Genomic DNA, 20,147 nt, shown 5'->3' on the forward strand with positions numbered 1-20,147 from the left:
GCTGCCGGCACCGCCCTCGCATATCCAAGGAGCAACACCCATGACCACACCGCGCCGAAGCGCCCGCCGCCTGGTCCGCCGCTGGTGGCCGGTGGTGCTCGCGGTGCCGCTGGGCGCCGCGGCCGGCGGCGGGTACGCCGCCGTCTCGCACCCCTCGTACGCCGCCAGCGCCTACGTGCTCGTGGTGGCGCAGAACCCGGGGGAGGCCGCCACGGCGACCAACTTCGCGCAGGCGTACGGCCGGCTGGCGGGCCAGCCGCAGGTGCTGGCGGTGGCGGCCGCCGAGACCGGCCACAGCCGCGCCGACCTCGAAGCCCTGGTGCACGGCACGACCTCGCCGGACGCGCCGATGATCGAGATCACCGGCACCGGCACCCGCCCGCAGGAGGCCGCCCAGACCGCCGACGCGGTGGCCCGGGCGCTGGTCTCCTTCGCCAACACCAGCAGCCGGGACACCAACGTCCGGCTGGTGACGCTGGCCCCGGCCGCCGAGCCGGACAAGCCGACCACCCCCTCGGGCAAGCTGGACGTCGCGGTCGGCGGCGCGGCCGGGCTGCTGCTCGGCGCGCTGGTGATGATGACCCGCCGCCGCGCCGGCACCGAGGCGGCCGAGGCCGTCGACGTGCCCGAGACGCCCGAGGCACCCGAGACGCCCGAGGCACCCGAGACGCCCGAGGCACCGATCACGCCGCGCCCGCGCGGCGAGGCGCGGCCCGCGAAGGCCGAGGCGGAGGCCGAGGCGGAGCCCGCCGAGCAGCCGGCGAAGAAGCAGGCGGAGGAGCAGACGGCGAAGCCGGCGGCGGAGCTCGCCGCGAAGGACGCCCCCAAGGCCGGGCCGAAGACCCCGGCCAAGGAGAAGACCACGGCCGGGAGCGGACGATGAGCACCGAGACCCGCCGCGCGGGCCTGCCCGCCCGGCAGACCTCCGGTTCGGCCGAGCCCGCCGTCTGGACCACCGAGCTGCGCCGCGAGGACGACGCCCTGGACACCCTCGCCGAGGAGTGGGACGCCCTGGCCGCCCGCTGCCGCACCGCCACCTTCTTCCAGGCCTCGGCCTGGCAGCGCTCCTGGTGGCGCCACTACGGCCACCCGGGCGCGCTGCTGGTGGTGCTGGTCCGCCGGGACGGCCGGCTGGTCGGCGCGGGCGCCTTCCGGCGGCGCGGCCGGCTCGGCGGCCTGACCGGCCTCGGCGCCGGGCTGATCGACTACACCGACGTGCTGCTCGACGACGAGTGCGCCGACCGGGCCGCCGCCGAACTCGCCGCCGCCCTCCCGGTCACCCGCCCCTGGCAGTTCCTGGAACTGCGCGAGGTGCACCCGGAGGCGGCCGTGCAGAAGGTGTACGAGCACTGGCGCGGCAGTCGCCGCCGCTTCCAGGACTCGCTCTGCCAGCACCTCCCGGCCGTCCCGATGGACCGGCTGCTGAAGCGGCTGTCCGGCAAGACCGCGCAGCGCAGCCGGGTGAAGCTGCGCAAGATCGCCGAGGCCGGGGTGAGGGTCCGCCCGACGCCGGTCGAGGAGGTGCCGGAGGCCCTGGAGGGCCTGCTGCGGCTGCACTTCCTGCAGTGGCAGGACCGCGGTGTCACCCCCGAGCACCGCACCGAGCGCTTCGCCCGGCACCTGAACGAGTCCACCGCCGGCCTGGTCGCCACCGGCCGGGCCGCCGTCCACCAGTTCCACCTGGACGGCCAGCTGGTCGCGGTGAGCCTGCTGCTGCTCTGCCCGGCCACCAGCGGGCTCTACCTGTACGGCGTTCACCCGGTGCTGCGCGAGCGGCTGGACGTCGCCGGGCTGCTGTTCAGCGCGGCGCAGGACGAGACGGTTGGCGCGGGCATCCCGGTGTTCGGCCTGCTGCGCGGCCAGGAGCCGTACAAGCAGCGCTGGCGGCCCGACCAACTGCGCAACCAGTGGCTGCTGTTGGGCCCCACGGGGGTGGCGCCGGCGGCCGCCGTCAGGGCCGCCCTGGTGCGCGGCCGGCAGGCGGCGGCGCACCTGCTGCGGACCCGCTTCCCCCGGCTCAAGCAGGCCCTGCTGGCGCGCGGCCTGCGCTGATCCGGCCATCAGCGCCGGGCCGGCTTGGCGGTGCTCGACGGCGACGGTGAGGGCGATGACGACGGCGACGGTGCCGGCGCGGTCGGGGCCGGGGTGACCGGCGCGGTCGGGGTGGCCGGTGCGGTCGGGGTCGGCGCCGGGGGCGCCGTCGGCACCGCCGCCGGCGCCCCCTTCGAGCCGGACATCAGCTGCCGGAACCGCGCCGCCGAGCGCGGGTTGCGGTCGCACTGGAAGAAGCCGTGCGGGCAGTAGTCGGTGATGGTCTGGTACGCGGTGTCGTGGGTGCGCATCCAGTCGACCATCCGCTGCACGAACTCGGGGTTGTCGCCGTTGCGGAACAGCCCCCACTCCGGGTACGAGACCGGCTTGCCGCGCCTGGCGGCGAACTCCACCTGGTCCTGCAGCCCGTACGGCTCGCGCACGTAGTCGTCGAAGCCGGCCCCGGCGGGCTGGTCGTAGCTGTCCATGCCGATGATGTCGACCACGTCGTCCCCGGGGTAGCACTTGGTCCACGGGATCGCGTCCAGGCCCCGGTTGGGGGCGAAGTCGAAGCGGAACCGCTGCCCGGGCACCGAGCGCATCACCCCCACGATCCGCCGCCAGTACGCCTTCCAGGCGGCCGGGTCGGGCTTGCAGCGGTGGGTGTAGGTGACGCCGTTCATCTCCCAGCCGAGGGTGAGCACCGTGTCCGCGCCGCCGAGCGCGACCAGCCGGCGGGCGAGCCGCAGGAAGTGCACGTCGAAGTCCCCGCGGGCGCCCTGGCCGAGCAGCTTGGCGACCTCGCCGTCCGGCACGTTCGCCTCGTTGGGCACCAGCATCGGCACGCCGAGCACGAGCAGCCGGGACGGGTCGGCCAGCCGCCACTGCGACCACATGCCGAGCACCACCGGCTCGCCCTCGATGTCGGCCCAGCCGTTGCCCGCCAGGTAGGTGTGGCCGACCTGCAGGTTGGCGTCGCCCAGCCAGCGCGCGTACTGGCCGATCTGCGGGATGTAGTTGTCCCAGGAGCCGACGAACGCGCCGAACGGCGGCTCGTGCTTCGGCCGCTGCACGGGTGGCCGGGGGGCGGCGCCGCGCGGCTCGAAGGCGTCCGAGGAGAGGCTGTGCCGCTCGGGCTGGCTGAGCGGCGTACCGCTCGGGACGCTGGCCGTGGCCATCAGCAGCAGGGCGGCGGCGGCCATCGTCAGGCGGCCGATTCGCATGGTCTCTCCTCCGGACGGCGCGGGGCGGGCGGACGGGCGACGGTGCGGACGGACCGTGGTGACCCGTTCGCCGACAGTAGGGCCGGCGGGCGTCGGAAAAGCCGAATGTCACTCCAAAGTGGGCGGTATTCGAACGCCGTCTGCCGCAACGGCGGCCGCGTCGCTCGGCGTGTCCCTGCCACGGGGGTCGTGTATCAGCTCTGTAACGGTCCGGTGCGCCGCTCCCGCCCCGGGCCCCGAGGCCCCACCGACCGGTCGGGGCCCGACCATGCAGGTGGGCGGGCGGGCGCGCGGGGAGGGCGCACGCGGCCGCGCGCGCCGTGGCCGGCCCGGGCGGCGGCCGAATCCCGGCTGACTCGCCCGGCCGCCGTTGGATACGCTCCGGCTGTGTCCCGGAAGCCGCTGCGTGTACTGACCCCCCGCTCGATCCTGCCTGCCCTGGCGGTGATGCTGGTCCTTGCGGCCGGAGCGGCGGCGCACGCCAACAAGCCGGAGCCGTTCGGCGACAAGGTGGCCGGGCCGGGCGACGCGGAGGCCACGCCCGTCAGCTCGCAGTCCCTCACTGCCGCGGACCTCGACCTGCGGGTGGTCGGCGGTGGCCTGGAGGCCTTCCACCTGCAGACCGGCGCGCAGGCCTGGTCCTACCGCCGGGAGGGCGCCGAGGCGCTGTACCTGGCGATGGCCGGCGACAACGCGATCGTGGTCTGGGACGACGGCCTGCTCACCTCGGTGCGCCCCGGCGACCACGAGGTGCGCTGGCACCGCGCGGTGCCCGGCCTCGCGGACTGGCTGCGCGGCTCCGGCGAGCCCGGCGCCGACAAGCGGACCGACGACCAGCGCAAGGAGCTCGCCAAGCAGCGGGCGAAGGCCGCGCTGCACACCGTCCAGCGGGCCGGCTCGCCCTGGCTGGCCGTGGTGACGCCGAGCCTGACCATGGGCCTGCGCGACGCGGACGGCGACCTGCGCTACAACGACAAGCCCGCCAACGGCTGCGTCTACGACCCGCTGCGCACCGTGCACACCGGCTACGCCGTGCTCGTCCCGCGCACCTGCACCAACAGCGCCGGCCTGGCCGTCTCCGGCGCGATCACCGGCTACCGGCTGGACAGCAGCGGCTGGGCGATGAGCACCGGGCCGGCGGCGACCGTCAAGGTGCTGGACGCCAGCCGGGTGGAGATCTCGGACGGCCCGGTCGTCCCGCCGCGGGTGTTCGACACCAGGGCGGCCGCGCCCGAGACGGGCTGCGGCAGCGCCGCCGCGCCGTTCGCCGCCGTCCGCCCGCAGACCGGCTGCGCGAGCCCGGCCGCTCCCGCCGCTCCGGAGACCGCCCCCGCCCCCGCCCCGGGCACGCCGCAGCCGCAGCCGTAACCCCGGCAGCCGGTTACCCCCGGGTGGTACCGCCCCGGGGGCTTCCGGCGCGGCCCGGTAGACTTGCCGGCATGCCTAACTTCTCCGGGCAATAGCGGGCGGCGGCCCCCTGCCGCCGCGCCGACCGCCGTCGAAGCCCCTCGTTCCGCTCGCCCGGCCCCGGGACCTGCCCGGCCGCCCGCCCACGCCCCAGGAGAAGTTCCCCGTCATGATTTCCGCCAACGCCCTCGAACTGCGCGCCGGTGCCCGGATCCTGATCGAGTCCGCGAGCTTCAAGGTCGCCGCCGGCGACCGGATCGGCCTGGTCGGGCGCAACGGCGCCGGCAAGACCACGCTCACCAAGGTGCTGGCCGGCGAGGGCCTGCCCGCGTCCGGCACGGTGACCCGCTCGGGCGAGGTCGGCTACCTCCCGCAGGACCCGCGCACCGGCGACCTCGACGTCCTCGCGAAGGACCGCATCCTCTCCGCCCGCGGCCTCGACACCGTGCTGAAGAAGATGCGCGAGAACGAGGACCGGATGGCGAACGGCAAGGGCGCCACCCGCGACAACGCGATGAAGAAGTACGCCCGGCTGGAGACCGAGTTCCTCACCAAGGGCGGCTACGCCGCCGAGGCCGAGGCCGCCACCATCGCCGCCGCGCTCGGCCTGCCGGACCGCATCCTCGGCCAGCAGCTGCACACCCTCTCGGGCGGTCAGCGCCGCCGCGTCGAGCTGGCCCGGATCCTGTTCTCGGACTCCGACGTGCTGCTGCTCGACGAGCCCACCAACCACCTGGACGCCGACTCGATCGCCTGGCTGCGGGACTTCCTGAAGACCTACAAGGGCGGCTTCATCGTCATCTCGCACGACGTCGACCTGGTCGAGACGGTCGTCAACAAGGTCTTCTACCTGGACGCCAACCGCTCCGCGATCGACGTCTACAACATGGGCTGGAAGCAGTACCAGCAGCAGCGCGAGGACGACGAGAAGCGCCGCAAGCGCGAGCGGGCCAACGCCGAGAAGAAGGCCGCGACGCTGAACGCGCAGGCCGACAAGATGCGCGCCAAGGCGACCAAGACGGTGGCCGCGCAGAACATGGCCCGCCGCGCCGAGAAGCTGCTCTCCGGGCTGGAGCAGGTGCGCCAGAGCGACAAGGTCGCCAAGCTGCGCTTCCCGGACCCGGCCCCGTGCGGCAAGACCCCGCTGACCGCCGCGGACCTGTCCAAGTCCTACGGCTCGCTGGAGATCTTCACCGGCGTGGACCTGGCGATCGACCGCGGCTCCCGGGTCGTCGTGCTCGGCCTCAACGGCGCGGGCAAGACCACCCTGCTGCGGATGCTGGCCGGGGTGGAGAAGCCGGACACCGGCGAGGTGACCCCGGGCCACGGCCTGAAGATCGGCTACTACGCCCAGGAGCACGAGACGCTGGACCCGGAGCGCACCGTCCTGGAGAACATGCGCTCCTCCGCGCCGGACACCGACCTGGTGCAGATCCGCAAGATCCTCGGCTCGTTCCTGTTCTCCGGGGACGACGTCGACAAGCCGGCCGGGGTGCTCTCCGGCGGTGAGAAGACCCGTCTGGCGCTGGCCTCCCTGGTGGTCTCCTCGGCCAACGTGCTGCTGCTCGACGAGCCCACGAACAACCTCGACCCGGCCAGCCGCGAGGAGATCCTGGGCGCGCTGCGCGAGTTCACCGGCGCCGTCGTGCTCGTCACCCACGACGAGGGCGCGGTCGACGCGCTCCAGCCGGAGCGGATCATCCTGCTGCCGGACGGGGTGGAGGACCTCTGGAGCCCGGCCTACGCCGATCTGGTCAACCTGGCCTGACCGGACGTAGACGCCCTCTCCGCTATTCGGACCAGAAAAACTGGTACTCACGGCGTGTCCGGGAATGAAGTAGCCCGGTATTCCGTTTGAGGACTTCCCGTCGGCCCGCCACTCGATCGTGGTCGGGCCGACGTTGCTGATCAGCCCTTTCCCGGCGGATGGCGGCATCCGCCCGGGGGCGTGCACTCTGTGTGAGCGCCCTGGTGCGCTCGGATCACCACCGTAGGTCGGGGCAATCCCGACATCGACCTTGTCGAATGGGTGGCCAGGACGCGGTGTATGGGTGATCATGGGAATCTGACCGAGCAACGCAAATGAGGAGGCACGGGTGGCCGAGACTCTGAAAAAGGGCAGCCGGGTGACCGGTGCCGCGCGTGAGAAGCTCGCGGCCGATCTCAAGAGGAAGTACGACGCCGGGGCGAGCATTCGCGCTCTCGCGGACGAGACCGGTCGTTCCTACGGCTTCGTGCACCGGATGCTGAGCGAGTCCGGAGTGATCCTCCGGGGCCGCGGAGGTGCCACGCGGGGCAAGAACAAGGCGGCTGCCGCGGCCGGTTCCTGACGGTCCGTCAGCTCTAGCGATGGCGCGGCGGCAGGGCGTCGGCCGAGGGTGCGGCGAGGTCGTCGTCGACCGTACGTCCTCCCCCGGGCCGAGTGGACCGGCCGCCGATCGTCATGTCCGGGGCGGCGGGATCGGTCCGCCCCTTCGTCCTCACTTCACCGGCGCGAGGCCCTGCCGCCGCGCGTCCGGGTTTGTTACTCTCCGGTAGCCGCATCCCTCGCCACCGGAGGTTCCCGCATGACCGCCCCCGCCACCGACCCGCAGGCCCCGAGCTGGGAGCGGGACGGCGTCCGCCTGGAGATCGAGGGCGACCTCGCCGTCGTCACCCTCTGTCAGCCCAAGCGGCGCAACGCCCAGTCGCCCGCCCTGTGGCGCGCCCTCGTCGCGGCCGGCCGCGAACTGCCGGGCAGCGTCCGGGTGGTGCTGCTGCGCGCGGAGGGCGTCTCCTTCTCCGCCGGGCTGGACCGGGCGATGTTCACCCCCGAGGGCATCCCCGGCGAGCCCACCTTCCTGGAGCTCGCCGCCTACGGCGACCAGGAGCTGGACGCCGCCATCGCCGCCTACCAGGAGGCCTTCACCTGGTGGCGCCGGGCCGACCTGGTCTCCATCGCCGCCGTGCAGGGGCACGCCGTGGGCGCCGGCTTCCAGCTCGCCCTGGGGTGCGACCTGCGGGTCGTCGCCGAGGACGTGCAGTTCGCGATGAAGGAGACCTCGCTCGGGCTCGTCCCGGACCTCGCCGGGACCAAGCCGCTGGTCGACCTCGTCGGCTACGCCCGGGCGCTGGAGATCTGTGCGACCGGGCGCTGGGTCGGCGCCGACGAGGCCGCCGCGATCGGGCTGGCCAACCTGGCCGTCCCGGCGGCCGACCTGGACGCCGCCGCGCGGGACCTCGCGGCCGCCCTGCTGGCCGCCCCGCGCGGGGCCGTGATCGAGACCAAGGCGCTGCTCCAGGGCGCCGCCGGGCGCTCCTTCGACGAGCAGCGCTCCGCCGAACGGGCGGCGCAGGCGCGCCGGCTGCGGGAGCTCGCCGGCATCGGCGACTGACCGAGGTCGTACGTTTCGGGCCCGGCCCCGGGGGACCACTCCCCGGGGCCGGGCCTTCGCCGTTGCATGGGTGGACGCTCCCGGCGGGCGGGGGACGTGGCGCGATGTCAGAGTTGGGGTGGTTTGCGATATAGCTGGAGCCGTACGACGGGAGACCCGCCCCATGCCTGACACTCCGACGCCCGCGACCCTGCACAAGCACGCCGGCAACGCCCCGACCCCTGGCGCGCCGCCCGCCGGGAGGACCGGCCCGGCCGGCGGCACCGGCGACGGCGGGCGGCCGGTCGCCGAGCGGGGGCGGACGGCGCTGGCCGTGGGCGTGGTCGAGAAGATCGCCGGGATGGCCGCCCGCGAGGTCGCCGGCATCCACGCGCTCGGCTCCGGGCTGGCCCGCACCTTCGGCGCGATGCGGGACCGGGTGCCCGGCGGGAAGTCCAGCGTCGGGCGGGGAATCAAGGCGGAGGTCGGCGAGAAGCAGACCGCCATCGACATCGCGCTGGTCGTCGAGTACGGCGTGGTCATCCCCGATCTCGCCCGCCAGGTGCGGGAGAACATCATCGACGCGGTGGAGCGGATGACCGGCCTGGAGGTCGTCGAGGTGAACATCGCCGTCAACGACGTCCACCTCCCCGACGAGCCTGAGGTCGAGGAGGAGGAAGAGCAGCTGCTCGCCCCGGGGCAGCGGCCCAGGCTCAAGTAGCGCGCGGCGGTGGACGGTTCGGCAGTCGAGCACGAGGAGGAGCGGATGAACCTGGCCATCGTCGGCCTGGTGGTGGGCATGGCCCTCGGTTTCGCCGGGTACTTCGGCGGGTTCGCGGCGTTCCTGCTGGTGGCGGCGCTCGGACTGGTGGGGTTCGTGCTCGGGCGGCTGGCGGAGGGGGACATCGAGCTGGGGGACCTCGGTGACCTGCTGCGCGGGCGGGACCGGCGTCGTTGACGGGGCACACCGCGGCCGCCGCGCGTACGGGCGGCGGCCCGGGGCGGCTGCGGATCGCGGAGCGGGTCTACGCCCGGATCGCCCGGGCGGCCGCCCGGGAGGCGCTGGCCGGCGTCTGGGCGGGGCGGTCGGTCCGCGGGGCGCCGCCGCGCGTGTCGGTGAGCGTGCCGGGCAGCACGGTGACCGTCCGGGTCGAGGTGGAGCTGCCGTTCCCCGCCGACCTCGGGGCGCTCGCCCGGGGCGTGCGTGAGCGGGTGGCGGCGCAGGTCCTCGGGCTGACCGGGACCAGGGTGTCGGACGTGGTCGTCGTGGTCGAGAAGTTGATCGGCGGGGGAGCCTCGTGAGCGGCGCGGAGGAGGAGGCGCCGCACGGGAAGGTGCCGCGGCTGCGGGCGCCGCGGACGGCCGCGGCGGCGCTGGTCTCCACCGCCGTGCTGGTGGCGGCCGGGGCGCTGCTGTACGACGTGGTGGCGGTGCGGGCCGGGCAGCCGGCCCGGCGGTGGCGGGCGCAGCTGGCGGACGAGCTGGCCACCCGTCGCCTCGACGACGTGTGGGTGCTGACCGGCGCCGGGGTGGCCGTGGTGCTCGGGGGGTGCCTGCTGTGGCTGGCGCTGGCGCCCGGGCTGCGGCGCTGGCTCCCGCTGCGGCCGTACGGGGAGACGACCGCGGCGATCGACAAGGGCGGGATCGCGCACCTGCTGGCCGACCGGGCGGCCGGGCTGACCGGCATCGAGGAGCTGCGGATCCGGGTCGGGCGGCGGCGGGTGCGGGTGCGGCTGGTCGGGGCGGCCGATCCGGCGTCGGTGCAGCGGCAGTTGCGGGAGGAGCTGGCCCGGGTGGGGGTGGCGCGGCCGCTGCGGCTGGACGTGCGGGCCGCGCGCGGGGCGGGCGGTGCGGTGGGCGGGGACGGGCGGAGCGAGGTGGCCGGGTGAGGCGGGCGGTGGTGAACCGGGTGCTGCTCGGGGCGGTGGGCGTGCTGCTGCTCGGGGTGGGGGCGTTGGTGCTGGCGGGCGGGCTGAACCTGTACCGGCACCTCGGGGTCCAGCCGCCGAGCCGGTGGCCGCTCGTCTCGCCGGACCGGCCGCTGCTCAGCGAGCGGTCGCGGATGCGGTGGGTGGCGCGGGACTGGTGGTGGCCCGCGGTGATCGGCGGGCTGTCGGTGCTGGTGGCCGGGATGGCCTGGTGGCTGGTGGCGCAGCTGCGGCGCACCGGGCTGTCGAGCATCGCCGTCCCGACGCCGGGGGCCGGCGGGCTGCGGCTGCGGGTGACGGCGCGGGCGCTGGAGGACGCGCTGGAGCGGGGGACGGCGGTGCTGCCGGAGGTGGAACGGGCGGGGGTGCGGCTGGTGCGGGCGCCCCGGCACCCGCGGCTGCGCGGGGCCGTCCGGCTGACGCCGGGCGGGGATCCGGTCGGCCTGGTCGAGCACTTCGAGGACGGGCCGCGGGCGGACGCCCGGGCGAGCCTGGGGCTGGCGGAGCTGCCGGCCGAGCTGCGGATCAGGGTGCTGCAGGCGGCGCCCGTCGAGCACCGGCACCGGCGGCACCGGCGTCGACGGAGGCATCCGCGCGTGATCTAGCGTCCGCTACGGGGTGCGCAGGGCGCCGCCGTCGACCGGGACCATGAGGCCGGTCAGGTAGGAGGCGGCGGGGGAGAGCAGGAAGGCGGCGACCTTGCCGAACTCCTCGGGCGTGCCGTAGCGGCCCAGCGGGATGCCGGCGCTGGCGGCGGCGCGGGCGGCCGCCGGGTCGGGGGCGAGGCCGTCGAGCTCGCGGACCCGGTCGGTGTCGATCCGGGCGGGGAGCAGGCCGAGCACCCGGATGCCGCGCGGGCCGAGCTCGTCGGCGAGCGCCTTGGCGGCCATCGCCAGGCCGGGGCGCAGGCCGTTGGAGACGGCGAGGCCGGGGACGGGCTGGCGGACGGAGCTGGAGAGCACGAAGCCGATCACGCCGCCCTCGGTGAGCTCGGCGGCGGCGGTGCGGGCGAGCCGGAGGGCGCCGAGGAAGACGGACTCGAAGGCGTCGCGCCAGGCGGACTCGGGGGTGTCCTGGACGGTGCCGGCCTGCGGGCCGCCGACGCTGATCAGGATGCCGTCGAAGCGGCCGAAGCGGTTGCGGGCCTCGGTGACGAGGCGCGCGGCGGTGGCCGGGTCGGCGTTGTCGGCGACCACGCCGTGGGCGGTGCCGAGGGTGTTCAGCTCGGCCACGGCGGCGTCGACGGCGGCCTGGGTGCGGCCGGTCACCAGGACGTGGGCGCCGTCGGCGGCGAGTTCGCGGGCGGTGGCGAGGCCGAGGCCGCGGGTCGCGCCGGTGACGATGTAGGCCTTGTTCTTGAGTCCGAGATCCATGGGGACCATCCTGCCGTCCGACGACTGGCGTTGACGTCCGGGGCAAGGTTTACGGTCGGTGTCCGGAAGCACGGGAGGCGGCAATGCGGATCGGGGAACTGGCGGAGCGGGCGGGGACCACCCCGCGGGCGCTGCGGTACTACGAGCAGCTGGGTCTGCTCCCGGCCCGGCGGGCGGGCAACGGGTACCGGGCGTACGACGAGGCGGACCTGCGGCTGCTCCGGGAGATCCGGATGCTGCAGGACTTCGGCTTCGAACTGGAGGAGACCCGGCCGTTCGTGGAGTGCCTACGGGCGGGGCATCCGGAGGGGGACTCGTGCCCGGCGTCGCTGGAGGTGTACCGGCGCAAGCTGGCCGAGCTGGACGCGTGCCTCGCGCGGCTGGAGGCCGTCCGGCAACAGGTCGCCGGGCAGTTCGAGCGGGCGGTGCGGGCGCGGGACGCGTTGGCGGCGGAGGCCGATCGGGCGCCGCTGTGCGAGCTGACCACGGAGGAGGAGTAGGCGATGGTGGAGATCGCAGGAGTGCCGGCGGTGACGGACGACACGTTCGCGGCGGAGGTGCTCTCGGCGGACGGGCCGGTGCTGGTGGACTTCACGGCGGACTGGTGCCCGCCGTGCCGGATGATGGCGCCGGTGCTGGCGGACATCGCGAAGGAGGAGGCGCACCGGCTGCGGGTGGTGAGCGTGGACGTGGACCGCAACCCGCGGACCCAGGCGGCGTACGGGGTGCTGTCGATGCCGACGCTGATGGTGTTCCGGGACGGGCAGCCGGTGCGGTCGGTGGTGGGCGCCCGGGCGAAGGCGCGGCTGCTGCGGGAGCTGGCGGACGTCCTGTAGGGACGGGTCCCGGGGACCGGTCTCAGGGACCGGTCTCAGACGGTGACGGGCTCGGCGTCCGTCTCGGGCTCGGCCTCGGCGGCCTGCTTGGCGCGGTCCTTGGCCTCGCGGCGGGCGAGGACCCAGACGCCGACCGGGATCATCCCGGTGAACAGCCACCACTGGACGGCGTAGGCCATGTGCGGGCCGATGTCCGAGTGGTTGGGCTCGGGGACCAGCTGCGGCTGGTCGGCCGGCGCCGGGTTGGTGCCGGTGAGTTCGAGGTAGCCGCCGAGCAGGTCGGTGCCGGTCTCCTTGGTCTGCTGCGCGGTGTTGATCAGGTTGAACTGGCGGTCGGGCAGGCCGGCCCGGTCCTTGACGAAGCCCTCGCTGCCGCCGGTGGTCTCGTCGGGGCGCAGCCGGCCGGTGAGGGTGACCTCGCCGGTGGGGGCGGCCGGGACGGCCGGGTACTCGGTGGCGGTCGCGGCGGAGGCGACCCAGCCGCGGTTGACCAGGACGCTGCCCTTGCCGTCCGAGAGCTTCAGCGGGGTCACGACGAAGTAGCCGATGGTGCCGCTGGAGTCGGTCCGCTTGCGGACCACGAACTCGTGCGCCGGGTCGTACTGGCCGGTGGCCGTCACCGCGCGCCAGACGAGGTCCTTGGGGACGGCCCTGCCCGGGGCCGCCGACAGGGTGTCGTAGGGGACGGGTGCGGCGGTGAGGGCCTGGCCGATCAGCTCGTTCCTGGCCACCCGCGCCTGGTGGCGGTGCAGCTGCCAGAAACCCAGCTCGATCGTCGCGGGGATCAGCAGCAGCGCGATCAGGATGGTGATCAGCCACTGGCGGGTCAGCAGAAAACGGTACACACCGGAACGGTACGCCGACCTCACAACCGGCTCACGCACCGGGGTGCGGGGCGACCTCGCGCAGCAGCTGCAGGAAGGCGTCCTCGCCGACCACCGGGGTGCCCAGCTCGCGGGCCTTGCGGGCCTTGCCGCTCCAGCTGTTCGGCTCGTTGGTGACCAGCAGGCTGGTGAGCCGGCTCACCGAGGTGGCGATGTGCAGGCCGGCCTCGACGGCGCGGTCCTCCAGCAGTTCGCGGTCGGTGGCGGTGTCGCCGGTGAAGGCCACCCGCATGCCCTGGACGAGCGGCTTGCCGTCCTCCCAGCGGCCCGGGTTGGGGTACGGGCACGGCGGCCGCTTCTTGGACTGGCGGTACTGGGACCCGGTCCAGGAGGCGCGGCCGGGGGCGGCGGGCTCGTCCTCGCCGAGGTCGGTGACCGCGACGCAGTTCTGCAGCGGCAGCGGGACGCCGCCCGAGCGGGCCAGGTGCAGGCTGGGGCGGAAGGCCTCGGCGAGCACCCGGGCGTCGTCCAGGGCGTTGTGGGCGTGGCGCTGCTGGACGCCGAAGTGGGCCGCGAGCGAGGAGAGCTTGCCGTTGGGCAGCGGCAGGCGCAGGTCGCGGGAGAGGACCATGGTGCACAGCCGCTGCTCGACCGGGGCGCGCAGGCCGGCCCGGGAGAACTCGCGGGAGATCATGTTCCAGTCGAAGAGCGCGTTGTGGGCGACCAGGACGCGGCCGCGCAGCCGCTCGGCGAACTCGTCGGCGACCTGCGGGAAGGTCGGGGCGGTGGCGAGCAGCTCGGCGGTGAGGCCGTGGATCCAGACCGGGCCCGGGTCCCGCTCGGGGTTGACCAGGGTGTACCAGTGGTCGATGACCTCGCCGTCGTGGTCCAGCTGGTAGACGCCCGCGGAGATGACGCGGTCCGAGCGGCCGAGACCGGTGGTCTCGACGTCGACCACCGCGAAGCCCTCGGCGGGGGCGGCGGAGCGCTGGGCGGGGACCGGGGCGGTCCGCGGCGCGCCGTACGTCTCGGGCTGGATCGGTTGCATGGTCCAACAGGATAAGGGGCGGGGCGGCGGGCCCGGTCGAAGTGTTCGGGCCGAGCGCCGGGAATAGAGTGGTCGACGGGGGAATTCGGACTGCTGTTCCGACTGCTTTCCGGCAGCCGGTCCGTTTCTGCTCAGCTCCCGTGAGGACGAGATTCCATGCGCGCCACCGTGATCCACGGCCCCAACGACATCCGGATCGAAGAGGTCCCGGACCCGGTGATCCAGCATCCGACCGACGTGGTGGTCCGGGTGCTGAACGCCTGCATCTGCGGCAGCGACCTGTGGGCGTACCGCGGGGTGGCGCAGCGGGTGGCCGGGCAGCGGATCGGTCACGAGTTCCTGGGGACGGTCGAGGAGGTCGGCGCCGAGGTGCGCGGCTTCGCGAAGGGCGACCTGGTGGTCGCGCCGTTCGTCTGGTCGGACGGGACGTGCGAGTTCTGTCGCGAGGGCCTGCACACCTCCTGCCCGCACGGCGGGTTCTGGGGGCAGGTCGGCTCGGACGGCGGGCAGGGCGAGGCGGTCCGGGTGCCGTTCGCGGACGGCACGCTGGTGAAGCTGCCGAAGGAGGCGGCGGGCGACGCGAAGCTGCTGCCCGGGCTGCTGGCGCTGTCCGACGTGATGGCCACCGGGCACCACGCGGCGGTCTCGGCCGGGGTGCGCGAGGGCGCCACGGTCGCGGTGGTCGGCGACGGAGCGGTGGGCCTGTGCGGGGTGCTGGCGGCGCGGCGGCTGGGCGCGGGCCGGATCATCGCGCTGGGCCGGCACCCGGCCCGGACCGAGCTGGCCCGGCGCTTCGGGGCGACGGACGTGGTGGCCGAGCGCGGCGAGGCCGCGGTCGAGGCGGTGAAGGAGCTGACCGGCGGGCAGGGCGCGCACGCGGTGCTGGAGGCGGTCGGCACCGAGGAGTCGATGCGCACGGCGATCTCGATCGCCCGGGACGGCGGCGCGGTCGGCTACGTCGGGGTGCCGCACGGTGGCAGCGCCGGGGTGGATATCGGCCAGATGTTCGGGCGGAACGTTTCGCTGAACGGTGGCGTCGCGCCGGCCCGCGCGTACATCCCCGAGCTGCTGCCGGACGTCCTCTCGGGCGCCATCGAGCCGGGCCTGGTCTTCGACCGGACCGTGGACCTGGACGGCGTCCCGGACGGCTACCGGGCGATGGACGACCGCTCGGCACTGAAGGTCCGGATCGCCTTCTGACCGGAGGTCGAGGACTGACGATTCGTCAAAGACCCGAAGGGGCGGCACCGCTGGGCGGTGCCGCCCCTTCGGCGTGTGGCCCTTCCGCTTGTGGAGGTCGTGGCGGTTTTCGGCCAATTGGATGGTGCGAGGGGGTGAACGACTGGCCGATCGCGATCAACCCCTTCCGGGTTGGGCACGACGCTCCTAGCATTGCGCGGCGCGCACGAGAAATGTGACGCCCCTCACGTTCGATCGTTCCCCACGTGTGACCGCTACGCCGAAGAGGTGAGGAGTAAGAGTGGATTCGCCGCCGATCACCACGACCCCCACGGACGTCCAACTCATCGACAGGAGCGAGGAGTTCCGCACGCTGCGGCGCTCGTTCCGGAGCTTCGCCTTCCCCGTCACCATCGGATTCGTGCTCTGGTACCTGCTGTACGTCCTGCTCTCCTGCTACGCCCCCGGGCTGATGGGCGCCAAGGTGGTCGGGCACGTCAACGTGGCCCTGGTGCTCGGGCTGCTGCAGTTCGCCACCACCTTCGCCATCGCCGCCTGGTACGCCCGCTACGCGGACCGGCGGATCGACCCGACCGCCACCGCGATCCGCGAGGCGCACGGAGCCGTCGTCCACGCCCCCCGGGAGTCCGCCGAATGACCGAGCTCGCCAGCTCCGCCACGGAGCACCGCGGCCTGACCATGGCCCTGTTCGGGGTCTTCGTCCTGGCCACCCTGGTCATCACCGTCTGGGCCGGGCGGCAGAACCGCAGCGCCGCCGACTTCTACGCCGGCGGCCGCGGCTTCACCGGCTTCCAGAACGGCCTGGCCATCTCGGGCGACTACATGTCCGCCGCGTCCTTCCTCGGCATCGCCGGGGCCATCGCGCTGTCCGGCTACGACGGCTTCCTCTACTCGATCGGCTTCCTGGTCGCCTGGCTGGTCGCGCTGCTGCTGATCGCCGAGCCGCTGCGCAACTCCGGCCGCTTCACCATGGCGGACGTGCTGGCCTTCCGGATGCGCCAGCGCCCGGTGCGCACCGCGGCGGGCGTCTCCACCATCGTGGTGTCGATCTTCTACCTGCTCGCCCAGATGGTCGGCGCCGGGACGCTGGTCACCCTGCTGCTCGGGGTCAGCGGGGACGCCGCCAGGCGCTGGACGGTCGTCGCGGTCGGCGCGCTGATGGTCGTCTACGTGGTGATAGGGGGCATGAAGGGCACCACCTGGGTGCAGATCGTCAAGGCCGTGCTGCTGATCGCCGGCGCCGGGCTGATGACCGTCCTGGTGCTCGCCAAGTACCACTTCAACCCCTCGGAGCTGCTCGGCGCGGCCGCCTCCGCGAGCGGCAAGGGCGAGGCCTTCCTGGAACCCGGGCTGAAGTACGGGGCCACCAACACCTCCAAGCTCGACTTCATCAGCCTCGGCATCGCGCTGGTGCTCGGCACCGCCGGCCTGCCGCACATCCTGGTCCGCTTCTACACCGTCCCCACCGCCAAGGCGGCCCGGAAGTCGGTGCTCTGGGCGATCGGCATCATCGGCGTCTTCTACCTGATGACCCTGGCGCTCGGCTTCGGCGCGGCGGCGCTGGTCGGCTCCAAGGAGATCAAGGCCGCCAGCGCCTCCGGCAACACCGCGGCCCCGCAGCTCGCCGAGGTGCTCGGCGGCGGCGCCGGGACGACCGGCGGCGCGATCATGCTCGCGGTGATCTCGGCCGTCGCCTTCGCCACCATCCTCGCCGTGGTCGCCGGGCTCACCCTGGCCTCCTCGGCCTCCTTCGCGCACGACATCTACGCCAACGTGATCCGGCGCGGGCGGGCCACCGAGAAGGAGGAGGTGCGCTCGGCGAAGTGGGCCGCCGTGGTGATCGGCGCCGTCGCCATCGTGCTCAGCCTCTACGCCGACAAGCTCAACGCCGCCGCGCTGGTCGCCCTGGCCTTCGCGGTGGCCGCCTCGGCCAACCTGCCGACCCTGCTCTACTCGCTGTTCTGGAAGCGGTTCACCACCGCCGGCGCGGTCAGCTCGGTCTATGCCGGCCTGATCACCTCGGTGGTGCTGGTGGTCTTCTCCCCGGTCGTCTCCGGCGCCAAGACCTCGCTCTTCCCGGACAGCGACTTCCACTGGTTCCCGCTGGAGAACCCCGGCCTGGTCTCCATCCCGGTCGGCTTCCTCGCCGGGTGGATCGGCACCCTGCTGTCCCGCCAGCAGCCCGACCCGGCGAAGTACGCTGAACTGGAGGTCCGCTCGCTGACCGGACTGGGCGCCCATTGATCGTTCCGCGATGACTATGCTGGCCCGGCCCCGCCGTCGACGGTGGCCGGGCCGGTCGCATTTCTCGGGAAGGGGTCTACGTGCTGCTGGACACGTTCGGTCGGCAGGCCGTCGATCTTCGGGTCTCCCTGACCGACCGGTGCAACCTGCGGTGCACCTACTGCATGCCGGAGGAGGGCCTGCAGTGGCTGGCCAAGCCCGAGCTGCTGACCGACGAGGAGATCGTCCGGCTGGTCTCCCTCGCGGTGCGCGAGCTGGGCGTGCGGGAGGTGCGCTTCACCGGCGGCGAGCCGCTGCTGCGGCCCGGTCTGGTCGGCATCGTCGAGGCCTGCGCGCGGCTGGAGCCGCGCCCCGAGCTGTCGCTCACCACCAACGGCATAGGCCTGGCCCGGACGGCCGCGGCGCTGCGCGCGGCCGGGCTCGACCGGGTCAACGTGTCGCTGGACACCCTCGACCCGGACGTCTTCCACACCCTCACCCGCCGTCGGCGCCACCAGGACGTACTGGACGGGCTCGCCGCGGCCGAGGCGGCCGGGCTGGCGCCGGTCAAGCTGAACGCGGTGCTGATGCGCGGGGTCAACGACCACGAGGCGGCCGACCTGCTGGCCTGGTGCCTGGAGCACGGCTACGAGCTGCGCTTCATCGAGCAGATGCCGCTGGACGCCCAGCACGGCTGGGACCGCTCCTCGATGGTCACCGCCGGGGAGATCCTGGACCTGCTCCGCGCCCGCTTCGCGCTCACCCCGGAGCCCTCGGCCAGCCGCGGCGCGGCGCCCGCCGAGCGCTGGCTGGTGGACGGCGGCCCGGGCCGGGTGGGCGTGATCGCCTCCGTCACCCGCCCGTTCTGCCGGGCCTGCGACCGGACCAGGCTCACCGCGGACGGGCAGGTGCGCAACTGCCTGTTCGCGACCGGGGAGACCGACCTGCGGACGGCGCTGCGCTCGGGGGCGGACGACGCCGAACTGGCCGCGCTGTGGCGCGCGGCGATGTGGGGCAAGAAGGCCGGCGCCGGGATCGACGACCCGGAGTTCCACCAGCCCGACCGGCCGATGTCGGCGATCGGCGGCTAGTTCGCCCCGTTCGTCCGCTCGTCCGGCTCATCCGGTTCGTCCGCGCTCAGCTCCCGGACGGTTCCGGCGTCCAGTCGGCGAAGGCGACGGTCTCCTTGAGGAAGCCGCGCACGCCGAGGAACTGCGACAGGTGCTCACGGTGCTCGTCGCAGGCGAGCCAGGTCTTGCGGCGGTCCGGGGTGTGCAGCGCGGGGTTGTTCCACACCAGCACCCACCGGGCGTCCGCCCGGCAGCCCTTGGCGGAGCAGATCGGGGTGTCCATCGGGGGCCGTCCTCGGTGCTTGGCGGGTGCGTCGTCACCGCCAGTCTGTCACGCGCCCCCGGCCCGTCAGGCTGCGGGCATGGCGACGCCGGGCAGCCACGGGGGGAGCCGCCCGGCGTCGGTCCGTCGCTCCGACGGGGGATGCGGAGCGCGTACGCAGTATGTCACGCCGAGGGCCTCGGATGGGGAGGTCCTGCATGATTAATCTGAGGTTATTCTGAGCTTTCGGCGGTTCAAGCCGGGAGAGAACCGTGCAAAACGGGCAGTCAGCTCACGTCCTGTGAAGAATCGGTGGTCGCCCCCTGAGCCCCGCCCGTACCGGCCGTCGCAGGCGTCCCACCCGCCCCACCGGTTCCGCCGGGGCCGAGCATCAGCGGGGTGTCGGCCGGGATGTCGAAGGTGCTCGGCAGACCCGGGGCCCGCTCCCGGCCCGCGTTGGCGACCAGCACCGCGAAGTACGGCAGCAGCACGGCGCCCGCCAGCGCCCCGAAGGCCAGCCAGCGCTGGACGTCCCACAGCACCACGGCGAGCAGGACGCAGACGGTGCGGAGCAGCATCGAGACGACGTAGCGGCGCTGCCGCCCCCGGACGTCCTCGCTGAGGCTGCTGCGCGCCCCGGTGATCCGGTAGACCTCGCCACCGTTCTTGCTCATGTCTCAACCGCCCTCGTCCACGCGTCCGCGCGCCTCGCCGCACGACTTCCTCACGGTACGCCGGGGGCGGTGCGGCGACGAGACCGGGTGGGCGGCGCCCACCCGGTCGGGTGTGCGGGGGCCCTACGAGCGCCGGGAGAGGTACTGCGGGGGGACGGCGTCGGTGAGCCAGACGCCGTTATCGCTGAGCCGGAACTCGTGGCCGTTCGCCGTCATCGCGGCCGCGTTGACGGTCAGCACCACCGGGCGGCCGTGCCGGGCGCCGACTCGGGTGGCCGTCTCGGTGTCCGCCGACAGGTGGACGTCCTGGCGGGCCATCGGGCGCAGGCCCTCGTGGAAGATCGACGCCAGGTGGCGGTCGGCGGTGCCGTGGTACAGCACCGGGGGCGGCACGGCGGCGGCCAGACCGAGGTCGACCGCCACCGTGTGGCCCTGGTTGGCGCGGATCGAGAGACCGTCCGCGGAGTAGCCGAAGCGGCGCTTGTTGTTGGTCGCCACGACGTGGTCCAGCTCGGCCCTGGTCAGCCGGTTGCCCTTGGCCGCCAGGGCGGTGAGCAGCACGTCGACCCGGACCCAGCCGGCCTCGTCCAGCTCGATGCCGACCCGCTCGGGCTCGTGCCGCAGGATGCGGGACAGCATCTTGCTGACCTTGACCACGCGCTTCTCGTCCGTCATGTCTCTCGTATCCCCCCGTT

The 20,147-nt window shown here is 74.0% G+C and carries 24 protein-coding genes; 17 read left to right on the top strand and 7 right to left on the bottom strand.

Annotated features, from left to right (window positions below; translation table 11 throughout):
- Positions 1–40 precede the first annotated feature (40 nt).
- Positions 41–883, top strand: coding sequence for a Wzz/FepE/Etk N-terminal domain-containing protein (locus VM95_RS21605; RefSeq protein WP_052707492.1), 843 nt, complete (start codon positions 41–43; stop codon positions 881–883).
- Positions 880–2,052: a GNAT family N-acetyltransferase gene (locus VM95_RS21610; protein WP_078860312.1), complete on the top strand. Its 1,173-nt coding sequence runs from the start codon at positions 880–882 to the stop codon at positions 2,050–2,052. The genes VM95_RS21605 and VM95_RS21610 overlap by 4 nt, the downstream gene beginning before the upstream one ends.
- An 8-nt stretch (positions 2,053–2,060) precedes the next feature.
- Here VM95_RS21610 and VM95_RS21615 read toward each other — a convergent pair whose 3' ends face one another.
- On the bottom strand, positions 2,061–3,254 hold the full coding sequence (locus VM95_RS21615) for a glycoside hydrolase family 26 protein (protein WP_078860314.1): 1,194 nt from the start codon (positions 3,252–3,254) through the stop codon (positions 2,061–2,063).
- Positions 3,255–3,641: 387 nt separating this feature from the next.
- On the opposite strand from VM95_RS21615, the gene VM95_RS21620 reads away from it, so the two are divergent.
- The 9 genes from VM95_RS21620 (at position 3,642) to VM95_RS43770 (ending at position 10,547) form a co-directional block, all read left to right on the top strand.
- Positions 3,642–4,622, top strand: coding sequence for a PQQ-binding-like beta-propeller repeat protein (locus VM95_RS21620; protein ID WP_045699399.1), 981 nt, complete (start codon positions 3,642–3,644; stop codon positions 4,620–4,622).
- Between the two features lie 208 nt (positions 4,623–4,830).
- Positions 4,831–6,429, top strand: coding sequence for a ribosomal protection-like ABC-F family protein (gene abc-f, locus VM95_RS21625; RefSeq protein ID WP_045699401.1), 1,599 nt, complete (start codon positions 4,831–4,833; stop codon positions 6,427–6,429).
- Positions 6,430–6,757: 328 nt separating this feature from the next.
- A complete protein-coding gene (locus VM95_RS21630; protein WP_045699403.1) occupies positions 6,758–6,991 on the top strand; it encodes a helix-turn-helix domain-containing protein in 234 nt (77 codons plus the stop codon).
- A 237-nt stretch (positions 6,992–7,228) separates the two neighbouring features.
- Positions 7,229–8,035: an enoyl-CoA hydratase/isomerase family protein gene (locus VM95_RS21635; protein WP_045699405.1), complete on the top strand. Its 807-nt coding sequence runs from the start codon at positions 7,229–7,231 to the stop codon at positions 8,033–8,035.
- 163 nt (positions 8,036–8,198) lie between these two features.
- Positions 8,199–8,735, top strand: a complete 537-nt coding sequence (locus VM95_RS21640) for an Asp23/Gls24 family envelope stress response protein (RefSeq protein WP_078860316.1) — start codon at positions 8,199–8,201, stop codon at positions 8,733–8,735.
- Between the two features lie 45 nt (positions 8,736–8,780).
- The gene (locus VM95_RS21645) at positions 8,781–8,972 is read left to right on the top strand and encodes a hypothetical protein (RefSeq protein WP_045699408.1); all 192 of its coding nucleotides are present in this window, start codon (positions 8,781–8,783) and stop codon (positions 8,970–8,972) included.
- Complete coding sequence (locus tag VM95_RS21650; RefSeq protein ID WP_045699412.1) at positions 8,969–9,316, top strand: hypothetical protein; 348 nt, start codon at positions 8,969–8,971, stop codon at positions 9,314–9,316. Before VM95_RS21645 ends, VM95_RS21650 begins: the two co-directional genes overlap by 4 nt.
- A complete protein-coding gene (locus tag VM95_RS21655) occupies positions 9,313–9,903 on the top strand; it encodes a DUF6286 domain-containing protein (protein WP_244178878.1) in 591 nt (196 codons plus the stop codon). Before VM95_RS21650 ends, VM95_RS21655 begins: the two co-directional genes overlap by 4 nt.
- Positions 9,900–10,547 carry a hypothetical protein gene (locus VM95_RS43770; RefSeq protein ID WP_045699414.1) on the top strand — a complete coding sequence of 216 codons (648 nt, stop codon included), beginning with the start codon at positions 9,900–9,902 and terminating at the stop codon, positions 10,545–10,547. Before VM95_RS21655 ends, VM95_RS43770 begins: the two co-directional genes overlap by 4 nt.
- Positions 10,548–10,553: 6 nt before the next feature.
- Here the strand turns inward: VM95_RS43770 and VM95_RS21665 are convergent, their stop codons facing one another.
- Entirely contained in the window at positions 10,554–11,315 is a 762-nt protein-coding gene (locus tag VM95_RS21665) for an SDR family oxidoreductase (protein ID WP_045699417.1), read from the bottom strand.
- 83 nt (positions 11,316–11,398) lie between these two features.
- Here VM95_RS21665 and VM95_RS21670 point away from each other — a divergent pair, with 83 nt between their 5' ends.
- A complete protein-coding gene (locus VM95_RS21670) occupies positions 11,399–11,815 on the top strand; it encodes a MerR family transcriptional regulator (RefSeq protein WP_045699419.1) in 417 nt (138 codons plus the stop codon).
- A 3-nt stretch (positions 11,816–11,818) separates the two neighbouring features.
- Positions 11,819–12,151, top strand: coding sequence for a thioredoxin (gene trxA, locus VM95_RS21675; RefSeq protein ID WP_045699421.1), 333 nt, complete (start codon positions 11,819–11,821; stop codon positions 12,149–12,151).
- 35 nt (positions 12,152–12,186) lie between these two features.
- Here the strand turns inward: trxA and VM95_RS21680 are convergent, their stop codons facing one another.
- Together VM95_RS21680 and VM95_RS21685 are read right to left on the bottom strand one after the other, a co-directional pair.
- Positions 12,187–12,996, bottom strand: a complete 810-nt coding sequence (locus VM95_RS21680) for an SURF1 family cytochrome oxidase biogenesis protein (protein WP_045699424.1) — start codon at positions 12,994–12,996, stop codon at positions 12,187–12,189.
- A 31-nt stretch (positions 12,997–13,027) separates the two neighbouring features.
- On the bottom strand, positions 13,028–14,023 hold the full coding sequence (locus VM95_RS21685) for a DEDDh family exonuclease (protein ID WP_045699427.1): 996 nt from the start codon (positions 14,021–14,023) through the stop codon (positions 13,028–13,030).
- A gap of 156 nt (positions 14,024–14,179) precedes the next feature.
- Here VM95_RS21685 and VM95_RS21690 point away from each other — a divergent pair, with 156 nt between their 5' ends.
- From VM95_RS21690 to moaA, 4 genes are all read left to right on the top strand, one after another.
- The gene (locus VM95_RS21690; RefSeq protein WP_045699429.1) at positions 14,180–15,223 is read left to right on the top strand and encodes a zinc-dependent alcohol dehydrogenase family protein; all 1,044 of its coding nucleotides are present in this window, start codon (positions 14,180–14,182) and stop codon (positions 15,221–15,223) included.
- 280 nt (positions 15,224–15,503) lie between these two features.
- The gene (locus tag VM95_RS21695) at positions 15,504–15,860 is read left to right on the top strand and encodes a DUF485 domain-containing protein (RefSeq protein ID WP_045699431.1); all 357 of its coding nucleotides are present in this window, start codon (positions 15,504–15,506) and stop codon (positions 15,858–15,860) included.
- The gene (locus tag VM95_RS21700) at positions 15,857–17,467 is read left to right on the top strand and encodes a solute symporter family protein (RefSeq protein WP_045699433.1); all 1,611 of its coding nucleotides are present in this window, start codon (positions 15,857–15,859) and stop codon (positions 17,465–17,467) included. Before VM95_RS21695 ends, VM95_RS21700 begins: the two co-directional genes overlap by 4 nt.
- Before the next feature lie 80 nt (positions 17,468–17,547).
- Entirely contained in the window at positions 17,548–18,537 is a 990-nt protein-coding gene (gene moaA / locus VM95_RS21705) for a GTP 3',8-cyclase MoaA (RefSeq protein WP_045699435.1), read from the top strand.
- 46 nt (positions 18,538–18,583) lie between these two features.
- On the opposite strand, the gene VM95_RS21710 is transcribed toward moaA, so the two are convergent.
- The 3 genes from VM95_RS21710 to VM95_RS21720 form a co-directional block, all read right to left on the bottom strand.
- Complete coding sequence (locus VM95_RS21710) at positions 18,584–18,799, bottom strand: hypothetical protein (RefSeq protein WP_045699436.1); 216 nt, start codon at positions 18,797–18,799, stop codon at positions 18,584–18,586.
- 266 nt (positions 18,800–19,065) lie between these two features.
- Positions 19,066–19,452 carry a DUF3099 domain-containing protein gene (locus VM95_RS21715; RefSeq protein WP_045699437.1) on the bottom strand — a complete coding sequence of 129 codons (387 nt, stop codon included), beginning with the start codon at positions 19,450–19,452 and terminating at the stop codon, positions 19,066–19,068.
- A gap of 123 nt (positions 19,453–19,575) precedes the next feature.
- Positions 19,576–20,127: an RNA 2'-phosphotransferase gene (locus VM95_RS21720; protein ID WP_045699439.1), complete on the bottom strand. Its 552-nt coding sequence runs from the start codon at positions 20,125–20,127 to the stop codon at positions 19,576–19,578.
- Between the last annotated feature and the right edge of the window lie 20 nt (positions 20,128–20,147).

It is taken from the genome of Streptomyces rubellomurinus, assembly GCF_000961885.1.
Lineage (GTDB): Bacteria > Actinomycetota > Actinomycetes > Streptomycetales > Streptomycetaceae > Kitasatospora > Kitasatospora rubellomurina.